Below are 24,304 nucleotides of genomic sequence, written 5' to 3' on the forward strand. Positions count from 1 at the left end.
GAGGTGATGCCCTGCTTTATAGCCCAGGCCGCGCGCGGCGCCGTATCGCACTGTATCCGCCAGGCGCGTAGACACAAGACATTGCATGCGGCGCGCGATTCTCTACACGCCGCCCGATTCGGGGCCACAATGTGCGTTGACGCACATCCGGCACGCCGCCTGTCAAACTGAAATCGACCTGAAACGGCCGGCAATGCCGCTTGCCGGCCGCCGCCGGACCGGCATCTTTTATGCTGGTTGTCAGGAGCGGGCCATACCGCTGGCAAATACGGCGGTGACAAATACGGCCGTGGCGAAAACGGCTCCAGGAGGTCTCCCATGAAATGTCTGCGCATCTATGCCGACGCCGAGGGCGAGTCGCATTTCGAGGACATGGATATTCCCCTCACGCCGCTCGAGCTGTTTCCCAACATCCCGCCCATCTATCTTTCGACGTGGGAACCTGCGAAGTCGGTGCGCTTTGGCTGGGTGCCGGCGGGCCTGAAGGAGGCCGACTGGCACACCACGCCCGTGCGCCAGTTCGTGATCTGGATGACCGGCTGGGTCGAGTTCGAAACCAGCGACGGCGACACGCGCCACTGCGAGCCGGGTACCGTCGTGCTGTGCGAGGACACCGTGGGCAAGGGTCATCGCTCGCGCCACCCCGACGAAGGGCAGTTCAACGTATTCATCCCGCTCGCTTCGTGAACGCAACCCGGCACGCGCCAGGCGCGAGCCCGGCACGAGCCCGGCGCTCACGCCTTGCCCGCGCCGGCCAGCACGAGCCGCCCTTCCAGACCGCCTTCCGGGCGATTGCGCAGCGTGAGCTGCGCGCCCATCGCCACGGCCAGCTGGCGCGAGATCGCGAGGCCCAGCCCCGTGCCGCCCGTGCCGCGATTGCGCGACGTTTCGAGCCGGTAGAACGGCTCGAACACCTTTTCGAGCGCGTCGTCGGGCACGCCGGGGCCGCTGTCGAGCACGGAAATCGTGACTGTCTTGTCCCGCGCCGACTCGCTCACTTCGATAGCCGCCGTGCCGCCGTACTTGAGCGCGTTGTCCACGAGATTGCCGACAATACGCCGCAGCGCCTGCACCCGCGTGACGATCGCCACGTTCAGGCGCCGCTCGAAGGTCACGGGCGAGCCCGCATCCACGTAATCGCACACGAGGCTGTCGAGCAGCGCGTCGAGATCCACGCGCGCGGGCGCTTCGCCGGTGCCGTGCAGCGTGCGCGCGTAGGCCACGCCTTCTTTCACCAGTTGCTCCATCTCGTGCAGATCCTGCGCGAGCTTGCCCGCTTGCGCGTCGTCGTCCATCTGGTCCACACGCAGGCGCATGCGTGTGATCGGCGTCTGCAAATCGTGCGAGATGGCCGCGAGAATCTGCATGCGCTCGGCCACGTGCGCCGATATGCGCTGCTGCATCGCGTTGAACGCCCGCGCCGCGCGCGCCACTTCGGAAGGTCCCTCTTCCTCCAGGCGCTCCGCCTTCAGGTCGGGGCCGAGCGCGTCGGCCACGCGGGCGAGTTCATGCAGCGGCCGCGTGGCGGTGCGCACCGCGAACCAGCAGCACACCGCCAGCACGACGAGCTGGGCGACGAGCACGGCCGGCAGCCAGCCCGACAAGGGCAGCGCGGAACCGGGGCGATAGTCGATGGTGAGCGGCGCGCCATCCGACAGCCGCAGGTGGATCTGCAAGCGCTCGCCGTTGCCGGGCACCGAGTTGGTCGTGAGCGCGTACTTGTCGGCGAGGCCCGCCGCGATGGCCGACGCCACCGTGCGCGAACGGCTTGCGTCGGGCGGCTCGCCCGGCGTGCCGGGACCAAGGATGAAGCTGTAGGTGCGACGTGCGAGCTGGGGCAGCCACGCCGCGCGCCCGGCTGCGGGCAGATGGTCGAGCAGCGCCACGGAAATGGCGACTTCGCGCGAGATGTAGTCGGTCATCATGTTCGCGGTGGCGTCGTTGCGCTCGGTCATCGTGAGCGTGAACGACATCACCTGCGCGAGCGCGAGGCCAACGCAGAGAATCAGGGCGAGGCGCGCAAATAACGTGCGCGGCCAGTGCAGCGCCGCGCTCATTGCCGCACCGCCGCAAGCGGTGCGCGGCGGCGGGCCGCAAAACCTTCGGCGAGCATGTTCGGGCTCCGTGTGCAGGGAATGCTGGGTTTATACCGCATGCCGCGAGATGTTTTGTATCCCACTGTATCGGCGCGGGCGCGGGACACAAAATATTGCAGGCCGGTCCGGTTTTGCCGGGTTTCGTGATGGTTCATGGGCTCGCGCGCGCCTGCTGCGGCGCGGTCTCGGCCCACTCGCGCACGGCCTGCGCGAACAGGCGCAGCGCGGCGGGCGGATGACGGTTGGCCGGATAGTAGAGGCAGAGCCCCGAGAACACCGGCCCCCACTCGGGCAGCAGATGCACGAGGCGACCCGCGGCCACGTGCTCGGCCACGAGCGTGTCGGGCACCCAGGCCACGCCAATGCCCGCAAGCGCCGCCTCGACCATCAGGTTGAGATTGCCGAGCGTGAGCGGGCCGTCCACGTCGATGCTGGCGCTTTTGCCGCCATGCGCGAAATCCCAGCGAAACAGCGCGCCGCTCTCGAAGCGAAAACGGATACAGCGGTGCCGCTCCAGGTCGTGCGGCGCGCCTGGCGGCGCATGTTGCGCGAGGTAGCCGGGCGAGGCCACCGCGCCAAAACGCATGTCCTGCGTAAAGCGGATCGCGATCATGTCGCGCGGCACGTCTTCGAGCACGCGCACGCCCGCGTCGAAGCCCCCGGCCACGATATCCACGAGCCGCGACTCGACCACGAACTCCACGCGGATCTCCGGGTAGCGGGCGAGAAACCCCGGCAGCACATGGTGGATGAGCGGGCGCGCGCCCGACTCCGAGGCGCTGATGCGGATCGAGCCCGAAGGCCGGTTGCCGGCCGTCGCCACGTCGTTGACGGCGTCTTCGAGGTCGGCCATGGCGGGGCGCACGCGGTTGAGCAACTGCTCGCCCGCCTCGGTCAGCGCCACGGAGCGCGTGGTGCGGTTGAACAGGCGCACGCCGAGCTTCGCCTCCAGGTTGCGCACCGTATGACTGAGCGCGGAAGGCGACACGCCCAAGACGCGCGCCGCGCCGCTGAAGCTGCGCTGCTCGGCGATCGTCGCGAAGGCCGTCAGTTCGGATAAGCCAGTGCGCACCATTTATGAATTTTCCTCAATACCTCATGCAAGTTTAGCGGGATTGTTGAGCACCATACAGCAACCTACACTCTGTCGGGTAGACGGCGGCGCCTGCGTGAACGGCGTGACCGCCCATCCAACCCCTGAAAGGAGCAAGACATGCAAAAGCGCACACTCGGCAAAGGCGGCCTCGAAGTTTCCGCACTGGGACTCGGCTGCATGGGTTTGAGCTTCGGCTACGGGCCCGCGACCGAAAAGGCCGATGCGATTCGCGTGATCCGCACGGCGTACGAGCGCGGCGTCACGTTCTTCGACACGGCCGAAGTCTATGGGCCCTTCGTCAACGAAGAACTGGTCGGCGAGGCGCTCGCGCCGTTTCGCGACCAGGTGGTGATCGCCACGAAGTTCGGCTTCCAGGACGGCGACTCGAAGAAGCCGATGGACAGCCGCCCCGAGCGCATCCGCGCCGTGGCCGAGGCGTCCTTGAAGCGCCTGAAGACCGACCGCATCGACCTGTTCTACCAGCACCGCGTCGATCCGAACGTGCCCATGGAAGACGTGGCGGGCACGGTCAAGGATCTGATCAGCGAAGGCAAGGTCAAGCACTTCGGCCTTTCCGAAGCGGGCGAGCAGTCCATTCGCCGCGCGCACGCCGTGCAGCCCGTGGCCGCGCTGCAAAGCGAATACTCGATGTGGTGGCGCGAGCCGGAACAGAAGGTGATGCCGGTTCTGGAGGAACTGGGCATTGGCTTCGTGCCGTTCAGCCCGCTCGGCAAGGGTTTTCTGACCGGCGCGATCGACGCGAGCACGTCGTTCGACAAGAGCGACTTCCGCAACATCGTGCCGCGCTTCTCCGAAGAGAACCGCAAGGCCAATGCGGCGCTGGTGGACGTGCTCGGCCGCCTGGCCGACGGCAAAGGCGCGACGCGCGCGCAAATCGCGCTCGCCTGGCTGCTCGCGCAGAAACCGTGGATCGTGCCGATTCCTGGCACGACGAAGCTTTCGCGGCTCGAAGAAAACGTGGGTGCGGTCAGTGTCGAACTGAGCGCCGCCGACCTCGCCGCCATCGAGGCCGCGCTCAAGGCGATCCAGGTGGTGGGCGAGCGTTATCCGGCGCAGATGCAACAGCGCGTGGATCGCTAGGGCCTGCTCAGACCCACAAGCGGTACATCCAGAGCGACTCGTCCTCGACAAAGCGTTGCGCGAAGTCGGTGGGCGAGAAGCCGGTCATGCGGCGGGTCGTGCGGCTCAGGTGCGCCTGGTCCGCGAAGCCTTCGTCGTGGGCGAACGCCGCCCAGTCGACGGGCACGCCCGCCGCGAAGCGCTCCGCTGCCGCGAAGTACGCGCCTTCGGTCTTCACGAGCGATTGCCACTCGCGCAGCGAGCGCCCGCTGTAGGCCTTGATGCGGCGCTCGACCTGGCGCGCGCTATGCGTGCGCCCCCATTCGCGCGCCTGCCACGCGAGACGCCCCACCCAGCGGCGGCCCGCCTGGCGCAGCGTGGCGACCGGGGAACGGCGGCCGCGCAGCGCCTGCCAGCGCGGCGCGAGATGGTGCTCCAGAAGCGCGAGCGCCTGCGCATCGTCGGCAGTGCCAGGCAGTGCGTCGAGCAGCGGCCGCCACGCCGGGCCCAGCACCTCACGCGCGCACAGAAAGCGGTCGTGGACCTGCGCCAGATCCAGCTCGAACAGGGCCTTCGCCGCATCGGCGTTCAAGCACACCATGCCGCCGCTGCCGGTAGTCGGCGCCCAGCTCGCGGTGGGCCGCGACTGACTGCCCGACAACGTGCACGCCGTGCCGAACGGCCGCCACAGCGGCCCGCTCGCGCCTGCCTCCACGAGCCCCGCATCGAGGTCGCGATACCACGACAGACACACGAGCGGCGATGCCGGGAAGTGCGAGAGACGTTGCGCGCCGTTCAGGTCGAAGCCGCGCGTGTCGCGACAGGCCACGGCAACGACGGCGCCCTCCAGCGCCGGCGCGGGCGGATAGAGCCGCGCATGCGGGCGCTCACCACCGCGCATTACGCGCGGCGCGCGCGCCCAGCGCTCGGGGCACACGATCGAGTCGGAAGGCGTGACGGTGGACATGACCGCGCAGTATAGGCGAGCGCGCGGCGAGCGTCGATGTCGTTTGCGTTCAAGACGTGACGCGCCGGTAGGTGTGCAATGCACCGCATGACTACGCCCTCTTCCTCCCCATGCCCCTTCCATGCGAAGCGCGCCGACGATGCCGTGCGCGACGCTCACTCGCCTTCATCTTCGCCCGCGCCTGTTCCCTCCGGCGCATGGCCGCCCGGCCCTCGCGCGGGCCTGACCGGCTGGCGCCTGCTGCGCCGCATGTCGCGCGACCTGCTGGGCACGCTCGCCGAATGGCAGCGCGACCATGGCGACGTCGTCCACGTGCGCACGTTCCCCGAGCACGCGATCGTCGTGACCGACCCGCAACTCGCGCGCGAACTGCTGGTGACGCATCACGACGCGCTGATCCGCTGGGAGCGCGGCACGAGCATCTTCGCGCAGTTGCACGGCAACAGCGTGCTGACCTCCGAAGGCGACGCCTGGCGCCTCAAGCGCCAGGCGTTGCAGCCGGGCTTCGCGCCGAAGGCGGTGCAGGCCTTCGTGCCGGGCGTGGCGGCGGCGACGGCCGACGCGCTCGCGCAGTGGCCCACCCGCGACGCATACTGGCCCGTGGAAAGCGCGCTCACCTCGCTCACCATGGACGTCATCATGCGCATGATGTTCTCGGCGCAGATCGGCGAACACGCGCGCGAGGCCGAGCACGCCGTGCGCGTAGCGAGCGAGACCGCCAACGCGGAGTTCTACTGGCCCGCCAGCCTGCCCGACTGGATGCCGTGGAAGCGCGCGAAGCGCCGGGCGATCCGCGTATTGAAGGATCTCATCGAGCGGCATCTGCAAGCGCGCCTCGCGCGCTCCGAAAACGCCTGGCCCGACGACCTGCTCTCGCGCCTCTTGCGCCTGCACCGTGACGACGCCGCCCTGTGGCCGCTCCAGGCGGTGCGCGACGAATGCATGACGACGTTTCTCGCGGGCCACGAAACGACCGCCGCCACGCTCACCTGGTGGGCATGGTGCATGGCCTCGAATCCCGCCGCGCAGGACGCCGCGCGTGCGCAGGTGAGCGCGGTGCTGCAAGGCCGCGCGCCCGGCGGCGACGTGCGCGCCGTGTTGCCGTGGCTCACGCAAACGCTCGAAGAAACGCTGCGCCTTTACCCCGCCGCGCCGGTGCTCATCAGCCGCCACGCGCAGCGCGAACTGAACCTCGGTCCGTGGCGCTTCCCGGCGCGCACCCTGTTCATGCTGCCCGTGCAACTCATGCAGCATGATGCGCGCTGGTTTCCCGAGCCCGCCGCGTTCCAGCCCGAGCGCTTCGCTCGCGAAGCGAGGCACGCCGAGCGCGGGGCGTGGTCGCCGTTCGGCGCGGGGCCGCGCGTGTGTCTCGGCCAGCATCTTGCGATGACGGAGATGACCGTGATCGCGGCGATGGTATTGCAGCGCTACACGCTCTCGGTCCCGGAGGGCATGGCGGCCCCGCGCGCCACGCTCAATGTGACGTTGCGGCCGCAAACACCGTTGCATCTGGCGCTCGCGCCAGCTTAACGCGGCGTCCAGATCAGGCGCACGAATCCGCGTACCGGTATACAGTCGCTGCTGTTTCTGTTCGCGCGGCCGCCTCGCCGCGCGCCACGCTGCCCGTGCGCAGCAGGAGACCATGCGATGCCGGATCGACGTGCGTTTCTCAGGATCTCGGGTGCGGCGGCGAGCGCCGCCATGCTGCCGGCCGCCGCCGAAGCCAACGGCACGGCCGCCGCCGCGGAGCCGAACGACCCCGCGTGGTTGCCGGCCACCGCCTTGCTCGCACGCTTTCGCAGGCGCGAGCTCTCCCCCGTCGACGTGCTCGAAGCGCAGATCAAGCGCATCGAAGCCTGGAACGACAAGGTCAACTGCATCACCACGCGGCATTACGATGAGGCGCGCGCGGCGGCCCGCGAGTCGGCGGCGCGTTATCGCAATGGCAACCCGCGCGCGCTCGAAGGCATTACCTTGGCGGTCAAGGACGAGTATGCGGTGAAGGGCTGGGTGACCACCATGGGGTCGTTGCTGCTCAAGGACGCGCCGCCCGCCACCGACGACGGCCCCGTGATCGAGCGCTTGCGCGCAGCGGGCGCGGTCTTTCACATCGAAACCACGGTGCCCGAGTTCTATGTGTGGATGACCACGGCCACGACGCTCTGGGGCGTCACGCGCAACCCGTGGAATCTCGCCTGGACGCCGGGCGGCTCCTCGGGCGGATCGGGCGCGGCGCTGGCCGCGGGCTTCACGACGCTCGCGCTCGGCTCCGACATGGGCGGCTCGATTCGCATTCCGGCCTCGCAATGCGGGCTTTATGGTTTCAAGCCGCCGTTCGGGCGCGTGCCCACGAGCGAAGTGCCCTACGAGTCCGAAGGCCCGATGGCGCGCACCTTCGACGACCTGAATCTGCTCACCAACGCGATGGTCGGCCCGCATCCGCTCGTGCATTCGTCGCTGCGTCCGCGCCTGGCCTTTCCGTCGCGCTATGCGCCGGTCAAGGGCTGGAAGATCGCCTACGATCCCATGCCGCATCTCTCGCCACTCGATCCGCCCGTGCGCGCGGCGATGGAGCGCGCCGTGACGCGCTTCGAGCAACTCGGCGTCGAGGTCGAACGTGTGGATATCGGCTTCGACTCGGCGGACATGGACACCTTCATGACGGGCCTATTCTCCACCAGCATGGGCGGCCTGCGCACCGAGGCGCTCAAGGACCCCGGCAAGCTCATGCCGTACACGCGCATGCTGTTCGAGCATATGGAGGGCAAGACCGGTCCCGACGCGCTGGTGGCAACCGAAGCGCTGCTCAACGACTATCAACGACGCGTGCAGGAAAAGGTGTTTACGCGCGGCCTGCGCGCGCTCGTCATGCCTACGCTCGCCACGCCGCTCATTCCCGCGGCGCACGGCCTGAACCCGCAAACGGACACGGTGACGATAGACGGCAAGCCGGTCACGGGCCTGCGGTTCGCGCAGACCTGGGTCTGGAACCTGCTCGGTTTCTATCCGGTCGTCTCGGCGCCGATCGGCATCGGGCCCGGCGGCATGCCGATGGGTATGCAGATCGTCGCGAACACCTTCGACGATCTCGACGCCTTCCAGCTGGCGTCGGCCTGGTCGAGCGTCGCGCCGCCGCTGTTCACGGGCAGCGCGTTTCCTGATTTCCGCGCGCAGAACGGCTAGCTCGCGAGGTGGCTAGTCGGTGATGGCAACACGCGTGCTGTCGCCCACGTTGAGACTGAACTCGTCGACCCGCCCAGCGCGCACGTCGAGCAGCAAGCGCTCCAGCGCTTCCACCCTCGCGGATTTCGCGCCGTTCGAGCGGATCAACGTTGCCGGGGTGTTGCCCGTCGCCGCTTCGTGGGCTTCGAGCAGAACCCGGATGGCTTCCTCGCGGGTCATGAAAATACGGTCCATCGCGCGCTCCTCTTCGATACGGCAGCGAAGATAGCACGCACGCCATGGGCCGGGCCGGCAGAGTGACCGGTGCTTGAGATAATGCAGTTTCCCGGCCCCCTGCACGCCCGATCGTGCACGATCGGGCGGCGCGACGCTCAGTGCGAAATGCTTTCGAGCGATTTGCCGAGCGTGCGCGGCCCCATCGTGCCGATGGCCACCATCACGAGCGCCATGGCGCCCGCAATGAAAACGAACACGCCCGTCACGCCGAACTCCCTGAGCGTGAAAGCGATCACGAACGAGCTGAACACCGCGGAAAGCCGGCTCCACGAATAGACGAAACCCACGGCACGCGCGCGAATGGCCGTGGGATAGAGCTCCTGCTGATAGGTGTGATAGGTGAACGAAATGATATTGCCGGCGAGCGTCAGCAGCACGCCGAGCGTCACGATCATTACCGCCGCCGCGGCCTGGCTGAACAGCAGGCCGCTTACGATATTGACGGCCGCCATGCAAACAATGACATGCTTGCGCTCGAAACGATCGGCAATCCAGTAGCCGAGCAACGGGCCGAGCGGCGCGGCGAGTCCGATCACCGTGGTGTAGAGCAGGCTCGACGTGACCGTGATGCCCTGCTTCACGAGCAGCGTGGGCACCCAGTTCGCAAAGCCATAGAAGCCCACTGTCTGGAAGATATGGAAGACGATGAGCATCGCCGTGCGCTGGCCGTAGGGCGGCTTCCACATGTCGGCGAAACCCGCCTTGCGCGGCGCCGGATCGCTCGGGCCGGGCGCGGGCAGCGGCGCGCCGTATTGCCGCGAGACCTTCGCTTCGAGGTCGGCGAGCACCGCTTCGGCTTCGTCGAGGTGTCCATTGCTTGCCAGCCAGCGCGGGCTCTCGGGAAGATTGCGCCGGAAGTACCACACGAATAGCGCGCTCACGCCGCCCAGCAGCACGACCCAGCGCCAGCCGTCGAGCCCGAGCATCGCTCTGGGCACGAGCAGCCAGGAGAGAAACGCGACGACAGGCACAGCCGAAAAGCCGATGGTCTGGCACACCGCGAACGCGCGGCCGCGCAAATGCTTGGGCGCGAGTTCGGAAAGGTAAGTGCCGATGGTCACGAGTTCCACGCCGATGCCCATGCCGGACAGAAAGCGCCAGAAGTTCAGGCTGCCCGCCGTATCCTGGAACGCCATGACCGTATTCGCCGCCACGTACCACAGCAGCGACCACGTGAAGATCGCGCGCCGGCCAAAGCGGTCCGCGAGAAAACCACATGCCGCTGTGCCCAGAAACAGGCCGCAAAACAGCGCGGCAATGAAGCTCGCGACGCCCGATGTGCCGAAAAGCCCGGACGTCGTGGAGGTCAGGATGCCGCTCTTCACGAGGCCTGGCGCGACATAACCCGTGAAAAGCAGATCGTACAGTTCGAAGAAGAAGCCGAGGCTGAGCAGCAGGATCAGCTTCCAGACCGCACGCGTGGCGGGAAGCCTGTCGAGGCGTGCCGAGAGTGCGCCGTAAATCGCGGCGCCGTCGGCAAGCGGGGTGGCGTCGACGCTCGCGCCGGGGTCGGCGTCGCGCAGGTTCGCTGCGCCCTCCAGAATGGCCATGTTTGTCTCCAGTTTAGTAGTTCGAATGACTTATCGGCGAGCGCGGCGGCTCATGGGTACCGCTCTTTCAGTTCGCCGAATGAAGCGATGCGGCCCGCGAGCGCGCTCGCGACCACCGTTGGCGGGCTCGCGAGCCACACCTGGCCGGGGCCCGAGCGCCCCGGAAAATTACGGTTGATCGCGCTGATCGTGACCTGATCCGCATCGACGGAGGCCCCTGGCCCGCAGTTGGCGCAAGCGCCGCAGGCAGGTTCGAGCAGAATCGCGCCGACCTGCTCGAAGGCTTCGAGATAACCACGCTGCCGGCAGTAGTCGCGCACATCGGAGGTGCCGAACTGCAAGTAGAGTTTCACGCTGGCGGGAACACGCAGGCCGCGCGCGGCGGCCCACGCCAGCACTTCGTGATAGTGGTCGAAATCCTCGCGCTTGCCCGCCGTGCACGAGCCGCCATAAGCGATGTCCACCTGCGGGCGCTGCGCGAGATCATGCAGCGCCACGCCGTTGCCGGGGTCGCCCGGCGCGGCGAGCATGGGCGTCAGCGCCGCGCAGTCGATGTCGATCACCTCGGCATAGGGCGCGCCCGGATCGCTTTGCATCCAGGGCTCAACGACAAAGTCGATGCCGCGCCGCGCCTTGAGGAAGCGCACGGTTTCGGCGTCGGGGGCGACGAGTCCCGTGAAGCCGCCGAGTTCGGCCGTCATGTTCGTGAGCGTGGTGCGCTCGTCGGTGCTCAACTGCGCAACGGCCGAGCCCGCGAACTCGAACACCTTGCCCACGCCCGCTCCCGCCCGGATTTCAGGCTGCGCGAGCAGATGCAGCACGAGATCCTTCGCCGTCACCCCGGCGGGCACAGGACCCTGAAAATTCACCCGCAGCGACTGCGGCACCGTCATGCGCACCGCACCCGTGACGAACGCGTTAGCCATGTCGGTCGTGCCCACGCCGAACGCGAGGCACCCAAGCGCCCCGCTATGCGGCGTATGCGAATCCGTGCCCACGACCACTTGCCCCGGCAGCGCGTAGCACTCGGCCATCATCGCGTGGGAAATGCCTTCGGAGCCCTCGACCCCTTCCCGGCGCTCGCCTGGCAGCTCGCTCAGGTAGCCATGATTTTTCAGGCCGTAGTCGGCGGCGAACTGGCGGTGCGCGGCCGAAAGCTCGCGCACGTCGGGCAGCAGGCCGTTGCGCACGTGCAATTCGCTCTTGTGCGAATATGAAAGATGGTCTTCGAACGCGAGGATCGTTTCAGGCTGATGCAGCGACAGCGGCTTGCCGAAGGTGGCGTGCAGCATGTGCGTCGCCATGCCTGTGTAGTACTCGTGGATGAAGCGCCAGTCCGCCCGGACGAACATGCCCGCGCCCGGCGCCGGCGACTCTCCCGTGTGCTCCGTGCGCAGCACGTGGCGCTCGATGATTTTCGCGGCCAGCGTGCGTGGCGCATCGCTCGCGCTCGACGGCGCGGGCGCGATCTGGCGCATGTGTTGCGCGCCGTATTTCAGCAGGCCGCCGCTTCTCAGGATCGAAGCCGCGAGGCCGTCGCGCGAGGCGACGAGTTCCTCGATATCGATCGCCTCGCCGCGCCGGATACGCTCGATCAGCCCGAAATCCGTCGAGGTGAACAAGCCGATGTTGTCGGCATTCTGGCGGTAGATGCGCTCGAAGCTGCGCGCGATCACGAGCCGGATGCCCGCGCGAAACTCGGCAAGCGGGCTATGCTCGCGCGACGATCCCTTGCCGTAGCGGTTGCCCGCCACGGTCACGCAAAAGCCGCCGTTTCGTACGGTGTCCATAGCAATCGGGTTGCGCCCGTCCGCGCGAAAGCCCACATAGGGCACGCGGCCAAGGCGCTCGTCGAAGCGCGTGAGCACGCTCATGGGCGTGATCTCATCGGTCGAAACGTCGTCTCTCAGCGCTTGCGGCCCGGGCGTCGCGAGATCGGCGCCGCGCGCCTGCCGCTCGACGGCATCGGCATCCTTGCAAAGAAACAGGATCCGGCCGCTCAATTCCAGTGTCGCCATCTGATCTCTCCTTGAGCGGAAATCTAGACGGCGGCGGCGGGCGCAATGAAGTGCTCGATTGGCAACGGGGCCATCGCAAACCGCGATGTCCTCGTTAACCCTCGCGTTGCACGAGCGACTCGATCAAGGCCTGGACGGCCCGCAGCCGCGACGACTTGCGCAGCGCATGCAGGCGCAGGCTGCGGCTGAGCGCCCACGGCTCGTTTAGCGGCCGGCGCACGAAGCCCTGCGATCCCGCAAAAGCCGAAGCGGCGCTGGTGGGCACGATGCCGATGCCAAGCCGCGCCTCGACCATGCGGCACTGTGCGTCGAAGCTGTTGACCGTCACCGAGATGCGCAGCGGCACGCGGGCCGCCTCGGCGCGCTCCTTGAGCGTCTGGTCGAGCGAGCCGCCCGCCTGAAGCGCAACGAGCGCAAAGCGCAGCACGTCGCCGAACCTGGGCGCCTCCATGGCGGCGAGTTCATGGTCCGGGGGCAGCACGACCATGAGCGGGTCGTCGGCGAAATGCCATGATTCAAGGCCGCCGGGGATCTTGCCGCTTGCCGAGATCCCCACGTCGGCCCGGTCCTCCAGGCATGCGCGCACGACTTCGTCGCTGATCTGCTCGGTGAGTGCGATCTGCACGAGGGGATAGCGCGCCTGAAACGCCTTGAGCCGCTCGGGCAGGAAGCCGACGATGGCCGACGCATTGGCGAACAGGCGCACGACGCCGGCCACCTCGCCACTGAGCGACTGGACTTCACGTGCGAACGATTGCAACTGGTCGTGCACCGCCACCGCGCGCGCGAAGGCGTGATGCCCCGCCTCGGTCAATTCGACACCCGCTGGGGAGCGGATGAGCAACGCGAGCCCCATGGCGGCTTCGAGGTCCGCCATGCGCCGGCTCAACGCCGAAGGCGCAATGTGATTGCGCCCGGCCGCGCGGGCAATGGACCCCTCTTCCACGACCGAGATGAACAGTTCGAGGCTGTATGGATCGATTCGCATGGCCGCCATATTAACAGTAGCGCCAATTACAGTCAGACCCGAATTAAAGAGAAAGGATTTTAAAAGGTTGGTATTACGTAAATGGGTTTTATGTATTCACCCCGTTTTTATCCCTTCAGTTCGCATCGAGTCCGCCGTTATAGGCATCAACAGCCCGTTTTTGCCGCAATCAATGCGGCCGGCATGATTCGGGCGTTTTAAGGTAATTCATACCTTGCTATTGGCGGAAATTCACTAAACGGCGGTAATTGCAACTCGTCGCAATTCGTGTGACATTTTGTTACGTCTGATTTTCACAACCCTGGGGGGATTGTCGGTAATATCCGCCGCGCGTCTGACTTTAAGTAGTGACTTCGTAATCTTCGTCCGCAAGAATTGCGCACGTCTCCCTCCCCTCAGGGAACCCGCGTAAGGCCGAAATACCGACGGCGCACCCAGCGGCGTTGTTCGCGCCGCTGTACGCGAGTTGTCCGCATCGCGCGGCGCATGTTGACGGGTGTGAAGCGCATCCAGCCGATGTGCGGCACCCGCCCAAATTCAAACTCCTGACTCTCAGCTTGCCCGTGAGCGCGCGACGCGTGCCCTGGCCGGCCGGGCGTCGTATTGTCTTTTTCGATCGATGAAGCTCATTCATGTAGTCCTGACTTCGTCGCTGGCCCTGGCGGCATGTGGCGGCGGCGGTTCCGGAGGCAACGGAACGGATGCGACAAACGCCAATGCCCTGGCCGCGCCGAACAGCGCGAGTGGCGCGAGCGGTGCAAGCAGCGCGAGTGGCGCCAGTGCCGTGAACGCAGCGAACTCCACCAACACGGCGGCAGACACGCCAGGCTCGGGCGGCACAGGCGCGGCAAACGCAGCCGCCGCAACGGGTGCGGGCACAGGCACGGACACCAGCGCGGGCACCGATCCCAGCACAAACGCAAGCACCAATGCGAGCACGGCCAACACGGGCGCGAGCGGCGCCGGCTCGACCTCGCCCGCCGTCACGGCAGGCGCGATGAGCTGCGGCTCGCCCGCCACGTCGAGCGCGGCTTCGGCAACGTCGCTCGTCTCCGCCGATACGCCGAGCGCGCAAAGCGGCCGCATGTTCGCCTCGGGCGCCGCGTTTCCCGTGGCGTTCGTCACCAATGCGCCCGCTTCGGACACGCTCGTCTGGTCGATCACCGACCATGTCGGCAAAGTGGCCGCGAGCGGCAGCCTGCCCGTAACGGCCGGCCCCGTGACGACCACCTTGACCTGCACCTCGACGCTCGCGGGCTACTTCGCCGTGTCGGCCACGCTGGCCAACGGCGGCGGCCAGATCCCCTCGGCGGGCACCCGCCCCGCCGGCAACGCGACCTTCGGCGTGCTGCCGAACCTGGCGAGCGTCGTGCCCGCCGTCACGTACGCGCGCCAGGACCTGCACCGCTTCGGCATGCAAGGCGAGGACGACAACGGCTCCGTGCTCTCCGGCCTCGGCATCTCGTGGACGTACGACCATCGCGAGCTCTATACGATGGAGCCCAACGGCCGCAACACCTTCAATCCGAACGCCAACAACCTCGACCCGTTCTACACCACGGGCAACGTGATGCGCTTCGTGCGGCTGGACGGCATTCCGGCATGGCTGAGCCCGACCGGCCAGTTCGAGGACGAGTCGCGCCTGCCCACCGATCTCGCGTACTACCAGGACTATATGAGCCGGGTCGGCACCGAATCGAACATCATTCGCACGACTTATTTTCCGAAGCAGTCGGCCAACTACTACCAGCTCACCTGGGAGCCGGATTCGCAGTGGCAAGGCACGAACGCGGAGTTCATCCAGTTGTACCAGACCGTCTACCAGGGCCTGCACTCGACCGATCCTCACGCCATGCTGATGGGCCCCACCGACACCGCGCCCTCGGGAACCGCCGACCAGCTCAAGACGCTCGCGCCGCTCGGCTTCGCCCAGCTCATCGACGGCGTGACGACGCACGGCTACTACGACATCAACGGCAGCTCGCCTTCGTACGCGCCGGAGCGCCTCGCGGGCGATCCGTCCACCGCTTCGGACTCGCTCATCGGGCAGATGCGCAAGCTGCGCAGCGAAATGGCCGCCGACTACAAGCCGGGCATGAAGCTGTTCCAGACCGAAGTCGGCATCAGCTATGACAACGGCGCAAGCTACGGTCCGAACTATCCGGGCGCCAACGTCCTCTACGCGCAAGGCGCGCTGGTGGCGCGCAGCCACCTGATCGTGCTCGGCGAAGGCGCCGATCAGACCTGGGTGTTCTATGGCGCGGACTTCCCGGACAAGGTGGGCTACGGCACGTTCTTCGACCTGAGCGACGCCACCGGGCAATACGGCGCGCAGAACATCAGCCCCAAGCCCGCGGCAATGGCCGTGGCGGCGATGACGCGCGTTCTCGACGGCACCAACACGCTCGGCCCCGTGAACGGCACGCCCTCGGGCGTCTACGCCTACGCGTTCCAGCAGTTGAACAACGGCGCCGTGATCACGGCGCTGTGGACCCACAACAACGCGGTGTGGAGCGCGGCGAGCGGCTATAGCTCGACCTATGGCGTGCCGTACAGCCTCGCGGTGGATGCGCCCGGCACGAGCGGCACGGTCACCGTGATCGACGAGATGGGCAATCCGGCGACCATGAGCTACACCAACGGCACCGTTGCCCTCACGCTGACCGAATCGCCGGTCTACGTGGTCTCGACGAACGCGACGGTGGCGAGCGCCAACGCCACGCGGCCCACGGGGTATGTGCCCAATTGATTGGGCGTGACGGGTTCGGGCGTCGGGCGCTGTCCTGCGCCTGAATCCGCGCCTGAACCCGCGCCGCGAACGACGACGGCCGGGCTTGCCCCCAACGCCTGCATGGCCAATTCCACGTTGGCAAACACTGTTGTAAACGGTGGTAACATTCGGGACGCACGGAATTCCCAGGAATACGGAACGCGGCGCGCTGTCTCGATGGAGAGCGCTGCGTTCCGCCGGACCATTCCTTTCGAATTACCTACACGATTCAAAATTAAAGCGTCGATGCGCGCCAGCGCGCGATCCGAATGCCAAGGCCCGCCCGAAGGCGGGCGCTCCGGGAAACCATGAAAGTCCGTAACGCCCGTCTTTGGGCGCCGAGAGGCCCGCGCCGGTGGTGCCTCGCCGCTTGCGCGCTCGCCGCCGCGAGTCTGATCCGCTTCGCACTGCACCCGATTCTGGGCCCGATGATGCCGGGCACCACGTTTTGCATCGCCGCTTCACTGGTCGAGTACTTTCTAGGCCTCGCGCCCGCGCTGACCGTCATGGCGCTCGGCCTCGGCATTGCGGACTATATGTTCGTGCCGCCTTACGAAAACTTTACGCACCTGGACCTGCACGATCTGGTCCTGCTGGTGTCGTATCCGCTCGTCACGGTGATCGTGATCACGCTGATCGAGCGGCTGCGGCGCGAGCAATGTCGCGGCCAGTTGATCGCCTCGGTCGCGCAGTCGCGCTACGAAATGCTGCTGCGTCACGACAACGAGCGCGCACTCGCGCGCCGCGCCGTGGACGAAACGCATCGACTGCTGCGCCACCTTGCGCAGCACCATGAAGGCTTCATCCTCATCAAGGGGCTGGAGCGCAACGCCACCCAACTGGCGAGCGTGGGCCAGAGCCCGTCGCGCGCGCTGCCGGCCGCCGCGGAAGTCGCGCCTGGCCCGTTGTTCGACGCGCTCCATCCCGAAGACCTCCAGCGCCTCACCAACGGCCTGTGGCCGGGGCACCATCGCGTGCGCTTGCGCAGCGGGCAGCACAAGCGGGAGTATCAGTTCGCCAATTGCAGTTGCGAGCGCTTCACCACGCATGCGGGCGATTTCCTCGTTCTGCGCACGGAGGGCTGACGTGGCGACCGTCGAAATGCAACCGGCCGCAAGCGTCGCGCCGGCCGCCCAGTCCACGCGCTTTTTCTGCGAAGGCGACGGCCACGCCGTGCTCATGCTGCACGGGCTGTCGAGCTCGCCGCTCGAACTGCGCTATCTCGCGCGCTACCTGCAAAGCGAAGGCTTCACCGTGTGCGCGCCGCTCATCGAGGGCTATAGCGCGGGCGCGGGCCAGTTGCCGATGGAGCAATGGGTCGAGCACGCGGTGCGCGAGTACGACGCACTGGCCGCGCGCTACGCGCGCGTGTCCATCTGCGGCCTGTCGATCGGCGGCGCGCTCGCGCTGCGCGTGATCCGCGAGCGGCCGGGCGCGCAATCGCTCGTCCTGCTCTCGCTCACGCTCGCTTACGACGGCTGGGCGATTCCCTGGTATCGCTTCCTGCTCGACTGGGCTTACTTCACGCCCTTGCGCCACCGCTACCGCTATCGCGAAGCCGAACCGTTCGGTGTGCGTAACGAGGCGTTGCGCAAGAAGATCGCCCGCGCGATGCAGCGCAACGACTTCAGCGAAGTCGGCCCCTCCACGATCGCGCTGCCCGCGCTGCATCAGGCGCTGCGCCTCGCGCGCGCGGCGCGCAAGGACGTCGCCGCGATCGAAAACGACACGCTCGTGATCCACGCGATCGACGACGAAACGTCGAGCCCGCGCAATCCGCGTTACGTGATCGATCGCATCGGCGCGAATTTCCTGCGCACGCTGTGGCTGGACGACTCGTATCACATGATCACCTCGGACAATGAGCGCGAGATCGTTGCGCGCGAAACAGCCTTGTTCCTGCGCGAAAGCGAGGTGGCACACGGCGCGCAGGACCAGCCCGTGGTCTCGAAGGCGCTTGCCCGGCGTTTGCGTCAACTGGCGGCAGTCGGAAGGAAAAATACGTGAAGCCATCCATAGCAGCGCAAGGGCTGGCGTGCCTCCTCACGCTGGCCGCGGCCTCGCATGCGCGGGCCGACGACACAGACCCGCAAGCCGCGCAAATCTCGCCAACTTCGCCGGCGGCCTCGGTCGCGCCCGTCACCACGGCCGACTCGCCGTGGAAGATCTCGATCGGCCCCGGCGTCTATATCGCGCCGGAATATCCGGGCGCGCGCCATCTGAAGCTGTACCCGTTTCCGTCGCTCGACATCTCGTACCGGGACCGCATCTTTTCGCAGGGGCCGGACGTGCTGGGCGTGAACCTGCTGACGTCGGAAAACTATCACGTGGGCGTTTCGCTGAGCTTCGACTTCCAGTCGCGCACGGTCTCGGACGACCCGCATCTGCACGGCCTGAGCAATGTGGACGACGGCCCGAAGCTGCGGGTGTTCGCCGACTACACGCTATGGGCGTTCACGGGCGCCGTGGCCGTGTATCAGGACATCAGCGGCCACGGCCAGGGAACGACGGCGAGCGCGGATCTGTACGCCTCGCTGCCGTTGCCGGGCTGGCTGTTCTCGGTGGGGCCGGGGCTCACGTGGGCCAATGCGCTCTACACGCACACGCTGTTTGGCGTGACGCCTGAGCAAAGCGCGGCGTCGGGCCTGCCGGCTTACGCGACCGGCTCCGGCATACGCGACGTGCACATGACGTTCTACGCGACGCACGACTTTTCGAAGCACTGGGTCGGCTCCGTGAACGCCACGCTCGGACGCCTCCAGCGCTACGCCGCCGGAAGCCCGATTACCGAGTCCCGGCGTGAACTGACCGCGTTCGCGGGGCTGAACTACCGGTTCTGAGCGCCGGGCGCGGGGCCGGCTCACGTCGAGCCCCTCTTCCGGCCTTCAAAACCGGTCGGCCCGGAACGGCCGGGGATCGACCACGGTGGGCGCCCCCGTCATCATCTCCGCAATCAGGCGGCCCGTGACCGGCCCGAGCGTGAGGCCGTGATGCGCGTGGCCAAACGCGAACCAGAGGCCGTCGTGTTTCGGCGCAGGGCCGATGACCGGCTTCATGTCGGGCGTGCAGGGGCGGCGGCCGAGCCACGGCTCGGCATCGACGCGCTCACCGAGCGGAAAAATGCCGCGCGCGAGCGGCTCCACCGCTTCGAGCTGAACCGGCGTCTTCGCGGTATCGCGAAAGCCCAGTTCCACACCGGTCGTGAGACGGATGCCGCGCGCCATCGGCGTGATCAGGAAACCCACTTCGGCGTCGAGCACCGGCTGGCTCAGCTTCGCGCCGTTCAACGCCGCGTAGTGCATGTGATAGCCGCGCTTCACCGCGAGCGGCAAGTCGTAACCCAGCCGCGCCGTGAGGTCGCCCGACCACGGGCCCATGGCGATCACGGCCGATTGCGCCGTGACGGGTCCGTCCTGCGTCATGACGCGCCACGACGGTTCGAGCGTCGCGGCGTCGCCCATCAGCACGCGTCCGCCCAACCGCTCGAACAGTTTCGCATAGGCCGTGACGAGTCCGTTCGGATCACTAACGGAATCGGAATCCGTATAGCGCACGCCGCCCACCAGCGCGTGGCCCAGCGCGGGCTCGGCGGCGCGTAGCGCCTGGGCGTCGAGCGCCTCGTGCCCAACGCCGTATTCGCGCCGCCAGCGCTGCGCCTCGGCCACGGTGGCGTCCATCGCGCGCGCGCTGCGAAACACCTTCATCCAGCCATTGGTGCGCAGCAGCGCCTGCGCGCCCGCCGCCTCGATCAGCGCGCGATGCTCGATGACGCAATGCTCGATCAGCGTGGCGTACGCGCGCGCGATCGCGGCGTGGCGATCGGCGCGCGAATGGTGCCAGTAGCGGTAGAGGAACGGCAGCAGATGCGGCATGGCCCCCGGGTGATAGCGCACGTCCGTCGAGCGATTGCCCGCGTAGCGCAAGAGCGTCGCGAGGTCGCGCGGAAAGGCGTAGGGGTAGACGCCTTCACGCTGGATCAGCCCGCCGTTGCCGTGCGACGTTTCATTGCCGGGCGCCCTGCGGTCCACGAGCGCGACCGACAGGCCGCGCCGCTGCAACTGCAATGCCACCGATACCCCGACGATCCCGCCGCCAAGCACGACCGAGTCGAATTTCATTACGCTATGTCCTTGAATCCGCGCTTTGGCGAGAGCGCTCAGGCGAGCGCCGTGACGGCCACTTCGACGTCGAGGCCCGGGCGCATCAGCAGCGCCTGCACGCAGGCGCGCGTGGGCGCGTGACCGGCCGCCACCCAGGCGTCCCACACGGCGTTGAACGCGTCGAAGTGCTTCGGGTCGCTCAGCCACACGTTCGCGGTGAGCAGACGCGTCTTGTCCACGCCCGCCGAAGCGAGCAGCTTGTCGATGCGGGTGAGGATCTCGGTAGTCTGGACGTCGATCGGCGCGCCCGCCGTATCGGGCACCTGGCCCGAGAGGTACACGACGCCATTGGCGATCACGACCTGGCTCATGCGCGCGTTGGTTTGCAGTCTCTTGATTTCGTTGCTCATGGTCATACCGTCGAAAGCCCGGCGGCGGCGCCACCGGTGGGGTGATAAATGGGCGGCGCGGTGACAATGGACGTCAGCGCCGGATTGGGTTGCGTGAGCCGCGCGAGATCGGGACGCGGGCGGCGCAGCACAGGATACGCCGAAAACGCCGCTTCGAGCGCCTGCGCGACGGCGAGCGTTTTCATGTCGCCACGGAACGGCCCGACGATCTGGAGTCCGAACGGCATGCCCGCGTGATCGACGCCGCAAGGCAGCGCGAGCGCCGGATGCGTAGTGAGCGTGACGACATAGGTGAGCGCGAGCCAGCGGTAATAGTTCTCCTGCTCGCGGCCGTCGATGTGCGAAGCATAAAGCTCGCTCCACGGAAACGGCGTGACCGGCGTGGTGGGCGAGACGATCACGTCGTAGCGCGCGAACGCCGTCTGGAAGCGCTGGAAAATGCGCGTTTGCTCGGCCTGGGCCCATGCGCTGTCCGCAAGCGACATCTTCGCGCCCATTTCGTAATTCGCGCGCGTGTTCGGCCCGAGCGCGCCGGGGTCGCGCGTGTAGGCCGCATGCAGGCCCGCGACGAAGCTTTCCGCGCGGATCACGTCGAAGCAGCGATGCACGTCGCCGAGATCGAACTCGACCGGCTCGCAGGTATGGACGATGCGCTTGAGCTCCGCCACGCGCGCGCGGAACACCGCGCGAATGGCCGGATCGACGTCGCAGCAGCCGAAGTCCTCGGTGTAGCCGATGCGCAGCGTCGAAGGATCGATGTGCGGGGGCAACGCGAAAGCCTGCGCATCGAGCGCATAGCTCAGCGGATCGCCCGCCGACTCGCCTGCCGTGGCGGCGAGTTGCAACGCCGTTTCCGCAACGTCGCGGCCCATCGGTCCGACCACGGAAATGGGCGTCCAGCCGATCAGCCGCCGCGAGTTCGGCACGAGCCCGGGCGACGGGCGAAAGCCCACCACCCCGCACTTCGCGGCCGGAATGCGCAGCGAGCCGCCCGTGTCGGAGCCCGTGCAGACGGGCAGCATGTCGCACGCGAGCGCCGCTGCCGAGCCGCCCGACGAGCCGCCCGCGTTGAGTTCGGGGTTGAACGGATTGCCCGTCGCGCCCCAGACGGGGTTGCGCGTGTTCGCGCCCGCGCCCAGCTCCGGCACGTTCGTCTTGGCCACGAGAATCGCCCCGGCCGCGCGCAGGCGCTCCACGAGCACCACGTCGCGCTCAGGCACGTTGCCGCGCGACATCGGCGTGCCGTAGGTCGTGAGCAGCCCCGCCGTGTCTTCGAGATCCTTCACGCCGAGCGGCAGGCCATGCAGCAGGCCGAGCGGCTTGCCGTCCATGACGGCCTGCTCGGCGGCCTTCGCCGCTTCGCGCGCGGCGTCGAAACAGGTGGCCGTGATCGCGTTCACGGCCGGATTCACGGCTTCGATGCGCTCGATGCACGCATCGAGCAGTTCCACGGGCGAAACGGCCTTCGCGCCTATCAAGCGGCGCAGCTCGACGGCGGACAGGCTGACAAGCTCGGTTTTGTCGGACATCGTTGGTTTTCCTGATGAAGTGGCGTCAGCCGATGGCTTCGCCGGTTCGGTCGCTCAGCCAGATTAGCGGAATCAGCGAGATCGCGCACGCTGCCGCGACATACCATGCGGGCGCGAGCGGATTGCCCGTGCGCGCGACGATCCAGCTTGCCACGAGCGGCGAGAAGCCGCCGAAGATCGATGCGCTCACAACATAAGTGAGCGCGATGCCCGTGGCGCGCACTTCGCGCGGGAACAGCTCGGGGATCATCACGAGCACGGGCACGACCTGCCCGGCCACGAACACCGAAAGGAACGCGGAGACCGCGCACAGCAGCGCCATCGAAGGCGCGGCGGAAAGCCATGCAAACGCCGGGTACACGCTCAGCAGCAGCACCACGCGCGAGATCACGAGCACGCGCTTGCGCGTGTAGCGATCGGCGAGCTTGCCCGCGAGCGGCGCGGCGGCGAACAGCACGAGCGAGCTGACCACGCCCGACGTCACCGCCGCCGTGGACGACAGATGCAAGGTCCGCACCGCATGATTCGGCAGAAAGAACGCCGTGATGTAGATGGACACCGAGCCGCCCAGCTCGGCGAACGTGCCGAGTATCGTGAGCCTGAGGTGCGTGGTGAGCGCGGCCTTCAACGCACCGCTGCGGCGCGCGCCGTGCGCGGGCGCGGCGCTCAGCGTTTCTTCCAGGCGGCGGCGGATCAGCATGCCCACGGGCGCGGCCACGATGCCGAGCAGAAACGGAAGGCGCCAGCCCCAGGCATCCACGGCTTCTCTCGGCAGCACCACGTTGACGAGCGTGGCAACCGCCGCGCCCAGCGCGAGGCCGAGCGCGGTGGCCGCGAAGTTCCAGCTGGCGAAGAAGGCGCGCGTGTGGTCGCTCGCATATTCCACGAGCAGCGTCGTGCCGGGACCGAACTCGCCGCCCGCCGCAAAGCCCTGAATGAGGCGCGCCGTGAGCACGATGAGCGGCGCGGCGAGACCCGCCACCGCATAGGTCGGCGCGCCGGCGATCAGCGCGCAGCTCAGCGCCATCAGCATGATGGTCAGCACCATCGCGCGCTTGCGCCCCGCGCGGTCCGCATAGGCGCCGATCACGATGCCGCCGAGCGGGCGCACCACGAAGCCGACGCCGAACAGACCGATGGAGAGCAGAAACTGGTTGACGGGCGAGGCGGAGGGAAAGAACAGCTTGCCGATCTGGATCGCGAAGAAACTGTAGATCGTGAAATCGTAGTACTCGAGCGCCGTGCCGAGCGTGGTCGCGGCAATGACCTGGCCCTTCGAAAGTCCCGCCTTCTCCAATGCGATTGATGCCACGACGCTGCTCCTTCAAAAGGCAGTCGAGATGCGAGTTATCATATACGAGAAAAAATAAATTCTCGTATACGACAAAACCCGTAACCGGGAACGGTACTTTTCATGGCAAATACGGCGGCACGACACCAGGAAACGCCTGAACAGGCAGCAACGGAGATCGACCACGCAGCGGTCGGCGCGCGCCTGCGCTACGCGCGCAAGGCGCGCGAACTCACGCTCATGCAGCTATCGGCGCTTTCAGGAATCGCGGTTTCGACGATCTCGAAGGCCGAGCGCGGCGACATCGCGCTCACCTATGACAAGTTCGCGGCGCTCGCGCACGCGCTGAACGTGGACTTCGACACGATTTTCGGGCGCAGGAAGCGCAAGGCGGCAGGCCCGATGACGCCTACGCTCACGCGCGCGGGCAAGCAGATGATCTACGACACGCCGAACTACGAGTACGGCATGATCGCCAACGACCTCACGGGCAAACGGATGGTGCCGATGCGCGGGCGCATTCACGCCCGCACGATGGACGCGTTTCCCGACTACATCCGGCACAGCGGCGAGGAGTTTCTGTTCCTGCTGGGCGGGGAACTGGAATTGCACTTCGACAACGGCACGGTCTTCAAGCTCTCGCCTGGCGACAGCCTGTATTTCGACAGCGCCGTGGGGCACGTGTATCTCAGCACGGGCGTGGAAGACGCCGAGGTGCTGGTCTGTTGCGTGGACAACGACTCGCACCGGCTGCCCGAAACGCTCTGAGCGAGCGCGCTCGAACATGACGCCGCCGCGTTGGCGCGGCGGCGTCATATCGCTCATCGGCCGAGCATCGGCAGCTTGAGGCCCGCCTCGCGCGCGGTTTGCTGCGCAAGCTCGTAGCCCGCGTCCGCGTGGCGCATCACGCCCGTGGCCGGGTCGTTGAGCAGCACGCGGCCCAGACGCTC

Annotated in this window: 22 protein-coding genes; 9 read left to right on the top strand and 13 right to left on the bottom strand. The window is 67.3% G+C overall.

The features are described from left to right. Positions 1–318 precede the first annotated feature (318 nt). Positions 319–687, top strand: coding sequence for a cupin domain-containing protein (locus C7401_RS40090; protein WP_112177592.1), 369 nt, complete (start codon positions 319–321; stop codon positions 685–687). A 47-nt stretch (positions 688–734) separates the two neighbouring features. Here C7401_RS40090 and C7401_RS40095 read toward each other — a convergent pair whose 3' ends face one another. From C7401_RS40095 to C7401_RS40100, 3 genes are read right to left on the bottom strand one after another with little or no spacing between them, the layout of a single operon-like run. After that, complete coding sequence (locus C7401_RS40095; RefSeq protein ID WP_112177593.1) at positions 735–2,057, bottom strand: ATP-binding protein; 1,323 nt, start codon at positions 2,055–2,057, stop codon at positions 735–737. Next, complete coding sequence (locus C7401_RS44680; RefSeq protein ID WP_146758074.1) at positions 2,054–2,251, bottom strand: hypothetical protein; 198 nt, start codon at positions 2,249–2,251, stop codon at positions 2,054–2,056. The genes C7401_RS40095 and C7401_RS44680 overlap by 4 nt, the downstream gene beginning before the upstream one ends. Then, the gene (locus C7401_RS40100; protein WP_112177594.1) at positions 2,248–3,171 is read right to left on the bottom strand and encodes a LysR family transcriptional regulator; all 924 of its coding nucleotides are present in this window, start codon (positions 3,169–3,171) and stop codon (positions 2,248–2,250) included. Before C7401_RS40100 ends, C7401_RS44680 begins: the two co-directional genes overlap by 4 nt. A gap of 138 nt (positions 3,172–3,309) precedes the next feature. On the opposite strand from C7401_RS40100, the gene C7401_RS40105 reads away from it, so the two are divergent. Further along, positions 3,310–4,293 carry an aldo/keto reductase gene (locus C7401_RS40105; protein WP_112177595.1) on the top strand — a complete coding sequence of 328 codons (984 nt, stop codon included), beginning with the start codon at positions 3,310–3,312 and terminating at the stop codon, positions 4,291–4,293. 7 nt (positions 4,294–4,300) lie between these two features. Here the strand turns inward: C7401_RS40105 and C7401_RS40110 are convergent, their stop codons facing one another. Continuing rightward, complete coding sequence (locus C7401_RS40110) at positions 4,301–5,239, bottom strand: helix-turn-helix domain-containing protein (protein ID WP_112177596.1); 939 nt, start codon at positions 5,237–5,239, stop codon at positions 4,301–4,303. Between the two features lie 87 nt (positions 5,240–5,326). Between C7401_RS40110 and C7401_RS40115 the strand changes: the two genes are divergently transcribed. Together C7401_RS40115 and C7401_RS40120 are read left to right on the top strand one after the other, a co-directional pair. Next, positions 5,327–6,769: a cytochrome P450 gene (locus C7401_RS40115; protein WP_112177597.1), complete on the top strand. Its 1,443-nt coding sequence runs from the start codon at positions 5,327–5,329 to the stop codon at positions 6,767–6,769. 117 nt (positions 6,770–6,886) lie between these two features. After that, positions 6,887–8,422 carry an amidase gene (locus C7401_RS40120; protein WP_112177598.1) on the top strand — a complete coding sequence of 512 codons (1,536 nt, stop codon included), beginning with the start codon at positions 6,887–6,889 and terminating at the stop codon, positions 8,420–8,422. A gap of 12 nt (positions 8,423–8,434) precedes the next feature. Here C7401_RS40120 and C7401_RS40125 read toward each other — a convergent pair whose 3' ends face one another. The 4 genes from C7401_RS40125 to C7401_RS40140 form a co-directional block, all read right to left on the bottom strand. Further along, positions 8,435–8,656 carry a hypothetical protein gene (locus tag C7401_RS40125; RefSeq protein ID WP_112177599.1) on the bottom strand — a complete coding sequence of 74 codons (222 nt, stop codon included), beginning with the start codon at positions 8,654–8,656 and terminating at the stop codon, positions 8,435–8,437. Between the two features lie 137 nt (positions 8,657–8,793). Continuing rightward, positions 8,794–10,248 carry an MFS transporter gene (locus C7401_RS40130; protein ID WP_112177600.1) on the bottom strand — a complete coding sequence of 485 codons (1,455 nt, stop codon included), beginning with the start codon at positions 10,246–10,248 and terminating at the stop codon, positions 8,794–8,796. 50 nt (positions 10,249–10,298) lie between these two features. Then, on the bottom strand, positions 10,299–12,266 hold the full coding sequence (locus tag C7401_RS40135) for an aconitase family protein (RefSeq protein WP_112177601.1): 1,968 nt from the start codon (positions 12,264–12,266) through the stop codon (positions 10,299–10,301). A 94-nt stretch (positions 12,267–12,360) separates the two neighbouring features. Beyond that, on the bottom strand, positions 12,361–13,254 hold the full coding sequence (locus C7401_RS40140) for a LysR family transcriptional regulator (RefSeq protein ID WP_112177616.1): 894 nt from the start codon (positions 13,252–13,254) through the stop codon (positions 12,361–12,363). 784 nt (positions 13,255–14,038) lie between these two features. Here C7401_RS40140 and C7401_RS40150 point away from each other — a divergent pair. The 4 genes from C7401_RS40150 to C7401_RS40165 all read left to right on the top strand — a co-directional run bounded on the left by C7401_RS40150 (position 14,039) and on the right by C7401_RS40165 (position 18,864). Then, complete coding sequence (locus C7401_RS40150) at positions 14,039–16,003, top strand: hypothetical protein (protein WP_373864488.1); 1,965 nt, start codon at positions 14,039–14,041, stop codon at positions 16,001–16,003. A gap of 329 nt (positions 16,004–16,332) precedes the next feature. Continuing rightward, the gene (locus C7401_RS40155; RefSeq protein ID WP_112177604.1) at positions 16,333–17,109 is read left to right on the top strand and encodes a DUF4118 domain-containing protein; all 777 of its coding nucleotides are present in this window, start codon (positions 16,333–16,335) and stop codon (positions 17,107–17,109) included. Positions 17,110–17,125: 16 nt separating this feature from the next. Then, the gene (locus tag C7401_RS40160) at positions 17,126–18,031 is read left to right on the top strand and encodes an alpha/beta hydrolase (RefSeq protein ID WP_112177617.1); all 906 of its coding nucleotides are present in this window, start codon (positions 17,126–17,128) and stop codon (positions 18,029–18,031) included. Between the two features lie 95 nt (positions 18,032–18,126). Further along, on the top strand, positions 18,127–18,864 hold the full coding sequence (locus C7401_RS40165; protein WP_258397415.1) for a MipA/OmpV family protein: 738 nt from the start codon (positions 18,127–18,129) through the stop codon (positions 18,862–18,864). A gap of 45 nt (positions 18,865–18,909) precedes the next feature. Here the strand turns inward: C7401_RS40165 and C7401_RS40170 are convergent, their stop codons facing one another. From C7401_RS40170 to C7401_RS40185, 4 genes are read right to left on the bottom strand one after another with little or no spacing between them, the layout of a single operon-like run. Next, complete coding sequence (locus C7401_RS40170) at positions 18,910–20,142, bottom strand: NAD(P)/FAD-dependent oxidoreductase (RefSeq protein WP_112177605.1); 1,233 nt, start codon at positions 20,140–20,142, stop codon at positions 18,910–18,912. Between the two features lie 38 nt (positions 20,143–20,180). Further along, on the bottom strand, positions 20,181–20,534 hold the full coding sequence (locus tag C7401_RS40175) for a RidA family protein (protein ID WP_112177606.1): 354 nt from the start codon (positions 20,532–20,534) through the stop codon (positions 20,181–20,183). Positions 20,535–20,536: 2 nt separating this feature from the next. Beyond that, positions 20,537–22,063: an amidase gene (locus C7401_RS40180; protein WP_112177607.1), complete on the bottom strand. Its 1,527-nt coding sequence runs from the start codon at positions 22,061–22,063 to the stop codon at positions 20,537–20,539. Positions 22,064–22,088: 25 nt separating this feature from the next. Beyond that, a complete protein-coding gene (locus C7401_RS40185; RefSeq protein WP_112177608.1) occupies positions 22,089–23,375 on the bottom strand; it encodes an MFS transporter in 1,287 nt (428 codons plus the stop codon). 102 nt (positions 23,376–23,477) lie between these two features. Between C7401_RS40185 and C7401_RS40190 the strand changes: the two genes are divergently transcribed. Then, entirely contained in the window at positions 23,478–24,122 is a 645-nt protein-coding gene (locus tag C7401_RS40190) for a helix-turn-helix domain-containing protein (protein ID WP_112177609.1), read from the top strand. A gap of 53 nt (positions 24,123–24,175) precedes the next feature. Here the strand turns inward: C7401_RS40190 and C7401_RS40195 are convergent. Continuing rightward, the coding region (locus C7401_RS40195) for a urocanase-related protein (protein ID WP_146758075.1) at positions 24,176–24,304 on the bottom strand (129 nt) is incomplete at its 5' end.

The organism is Paraburkholderia unamae, assembly GCF_003268775.1.
Lineage (GTDB): Bacteria > Pseudomonadota > Gammaproteobacteria > Burkholderiales > Burkholderiaceae > Paraburkholderia > Paraburkholderia unamae.

Coding starts and splice junctions, on each gene's coding strand:
- C7401_RS40090 (WP_112177592.1), top strand. CDS start 319: ATGAAATGTCTGCGCATCTATGCCGACGCCGAGGGCGAGTCGCATTTC.
- C7401_RS40095 (WP_112177593.1), bottom strand. CDS start 2,057: ATGAGCGCGGCGCTGCACTGGCCGCGCACGTTATTTGCGCGCCTCGCC.
- C7401_RS44680 (WP_146758074.1), bottom strand. CDS start 2,251: ATGAACCATCACGAAACCCGGCAAAACCGGACCGGCCTGCAATATTTT.
- C7401_RS40100 (WP_112177594.1), bottom strand. CDS start 3,171: ATGGTGCGCACTGGCTTATCCGAACTGACGGCCTTCGCGACGATCGCC.
- C7401_RS40105 (WP_112177595.1), top strand. CDS start 3,310: ATGCAAAAGCGCACACTCGGCAAAGGCGGCCTCGAAGTTTCCGCACTG.
- C7401_RS40110 (WP_112177596.1), bottom strand. CDS start 5,239: ATGTCCACCGTCACGCCTTCCGACTCGATCGTGTGCCCCGAGCGCTGG.
- C7401_RS40115 (WP_112177597.1), top strand. CDS start 5,327: ATGACTACGCCCTCTTCCTCCCCATGCCCCTTCCATGCGAAGCGCGCC.
- C7401_RS40120 (WP_112177598.1), top strand. CDS start 6,887: ATGCCGGATCGACGTGCGTTTCTCAGGATCTCGGGTGCGGCGGCGAGC.
- C7401_RS40125 (WP_112177599.1), bottom strand. CDS start 8,656: ATGGACCGTATTTTCATGACCCGCGAGGAAGCCATCCGGGTTCTGCTC.
- C7401_RS40130 (WP_112177600.1), bottom strand. CDS start 10,248: ATGGCCATTCTGGAGGGCGCAGCGAACCTGCGCGACGCCGACCCCGGC.
- C7401_RS40135 (WP_112177601.1), bottom strand. CDS start 12,266: ATGGCGACACTGGAATTGAGCGGCCGGATCCTGTTTCTTTGCAAGGAT.
- C7401_RS40140 (WP_112177616.1), bottom strand. CDS start 13,254: ATGCGAATCGATCCATACAGCCTCGAACTGTTCATCTCGGTCGTGGAA.
- C7401_RS40155 (WP_112177604.1), top strand. CDS start 16,333: ATGAAAGTCCGTAACGCCCGTCTTTGGGCGCCGAGAGGCCCGCGCCGG.
- C7401_RS40160 (WP_112177617.1), top strand. CDS start 17,126: ATGCAACCGGCCGCAAGCGTCGCGCCGGCCGCCCAGTCCACGCGCTTT.
- C7401_RS40170 (WP_112177605.1), bottom strand. CDS start 20,142: ATGAAATTCGACTCGGTCGTGCTTGGCGGCGGGATCGTCGGGGTATCG.
- C7401_RS40175 (WP_112177606.1), bottom strand. CDS start 20,534: ATGAGCAACGAAATCAAGAGACTGCAAACCAACGCGCGCATGAGCCAG.
- C7401_RS40180 (WP_112177607.1), bottom strand. CDS start 22,063: ATGTCCGACAAAACCGAGCTTGTCAGCCTGTCCGCCGTCGAGCTGCGC.
- C7401_RS40190 (WP_112177609.1), top strand. CDS start 23,478: ATGGCAAATACGGCGGCACGACACCAGGAAACGCCTGAACAGGCAGCA.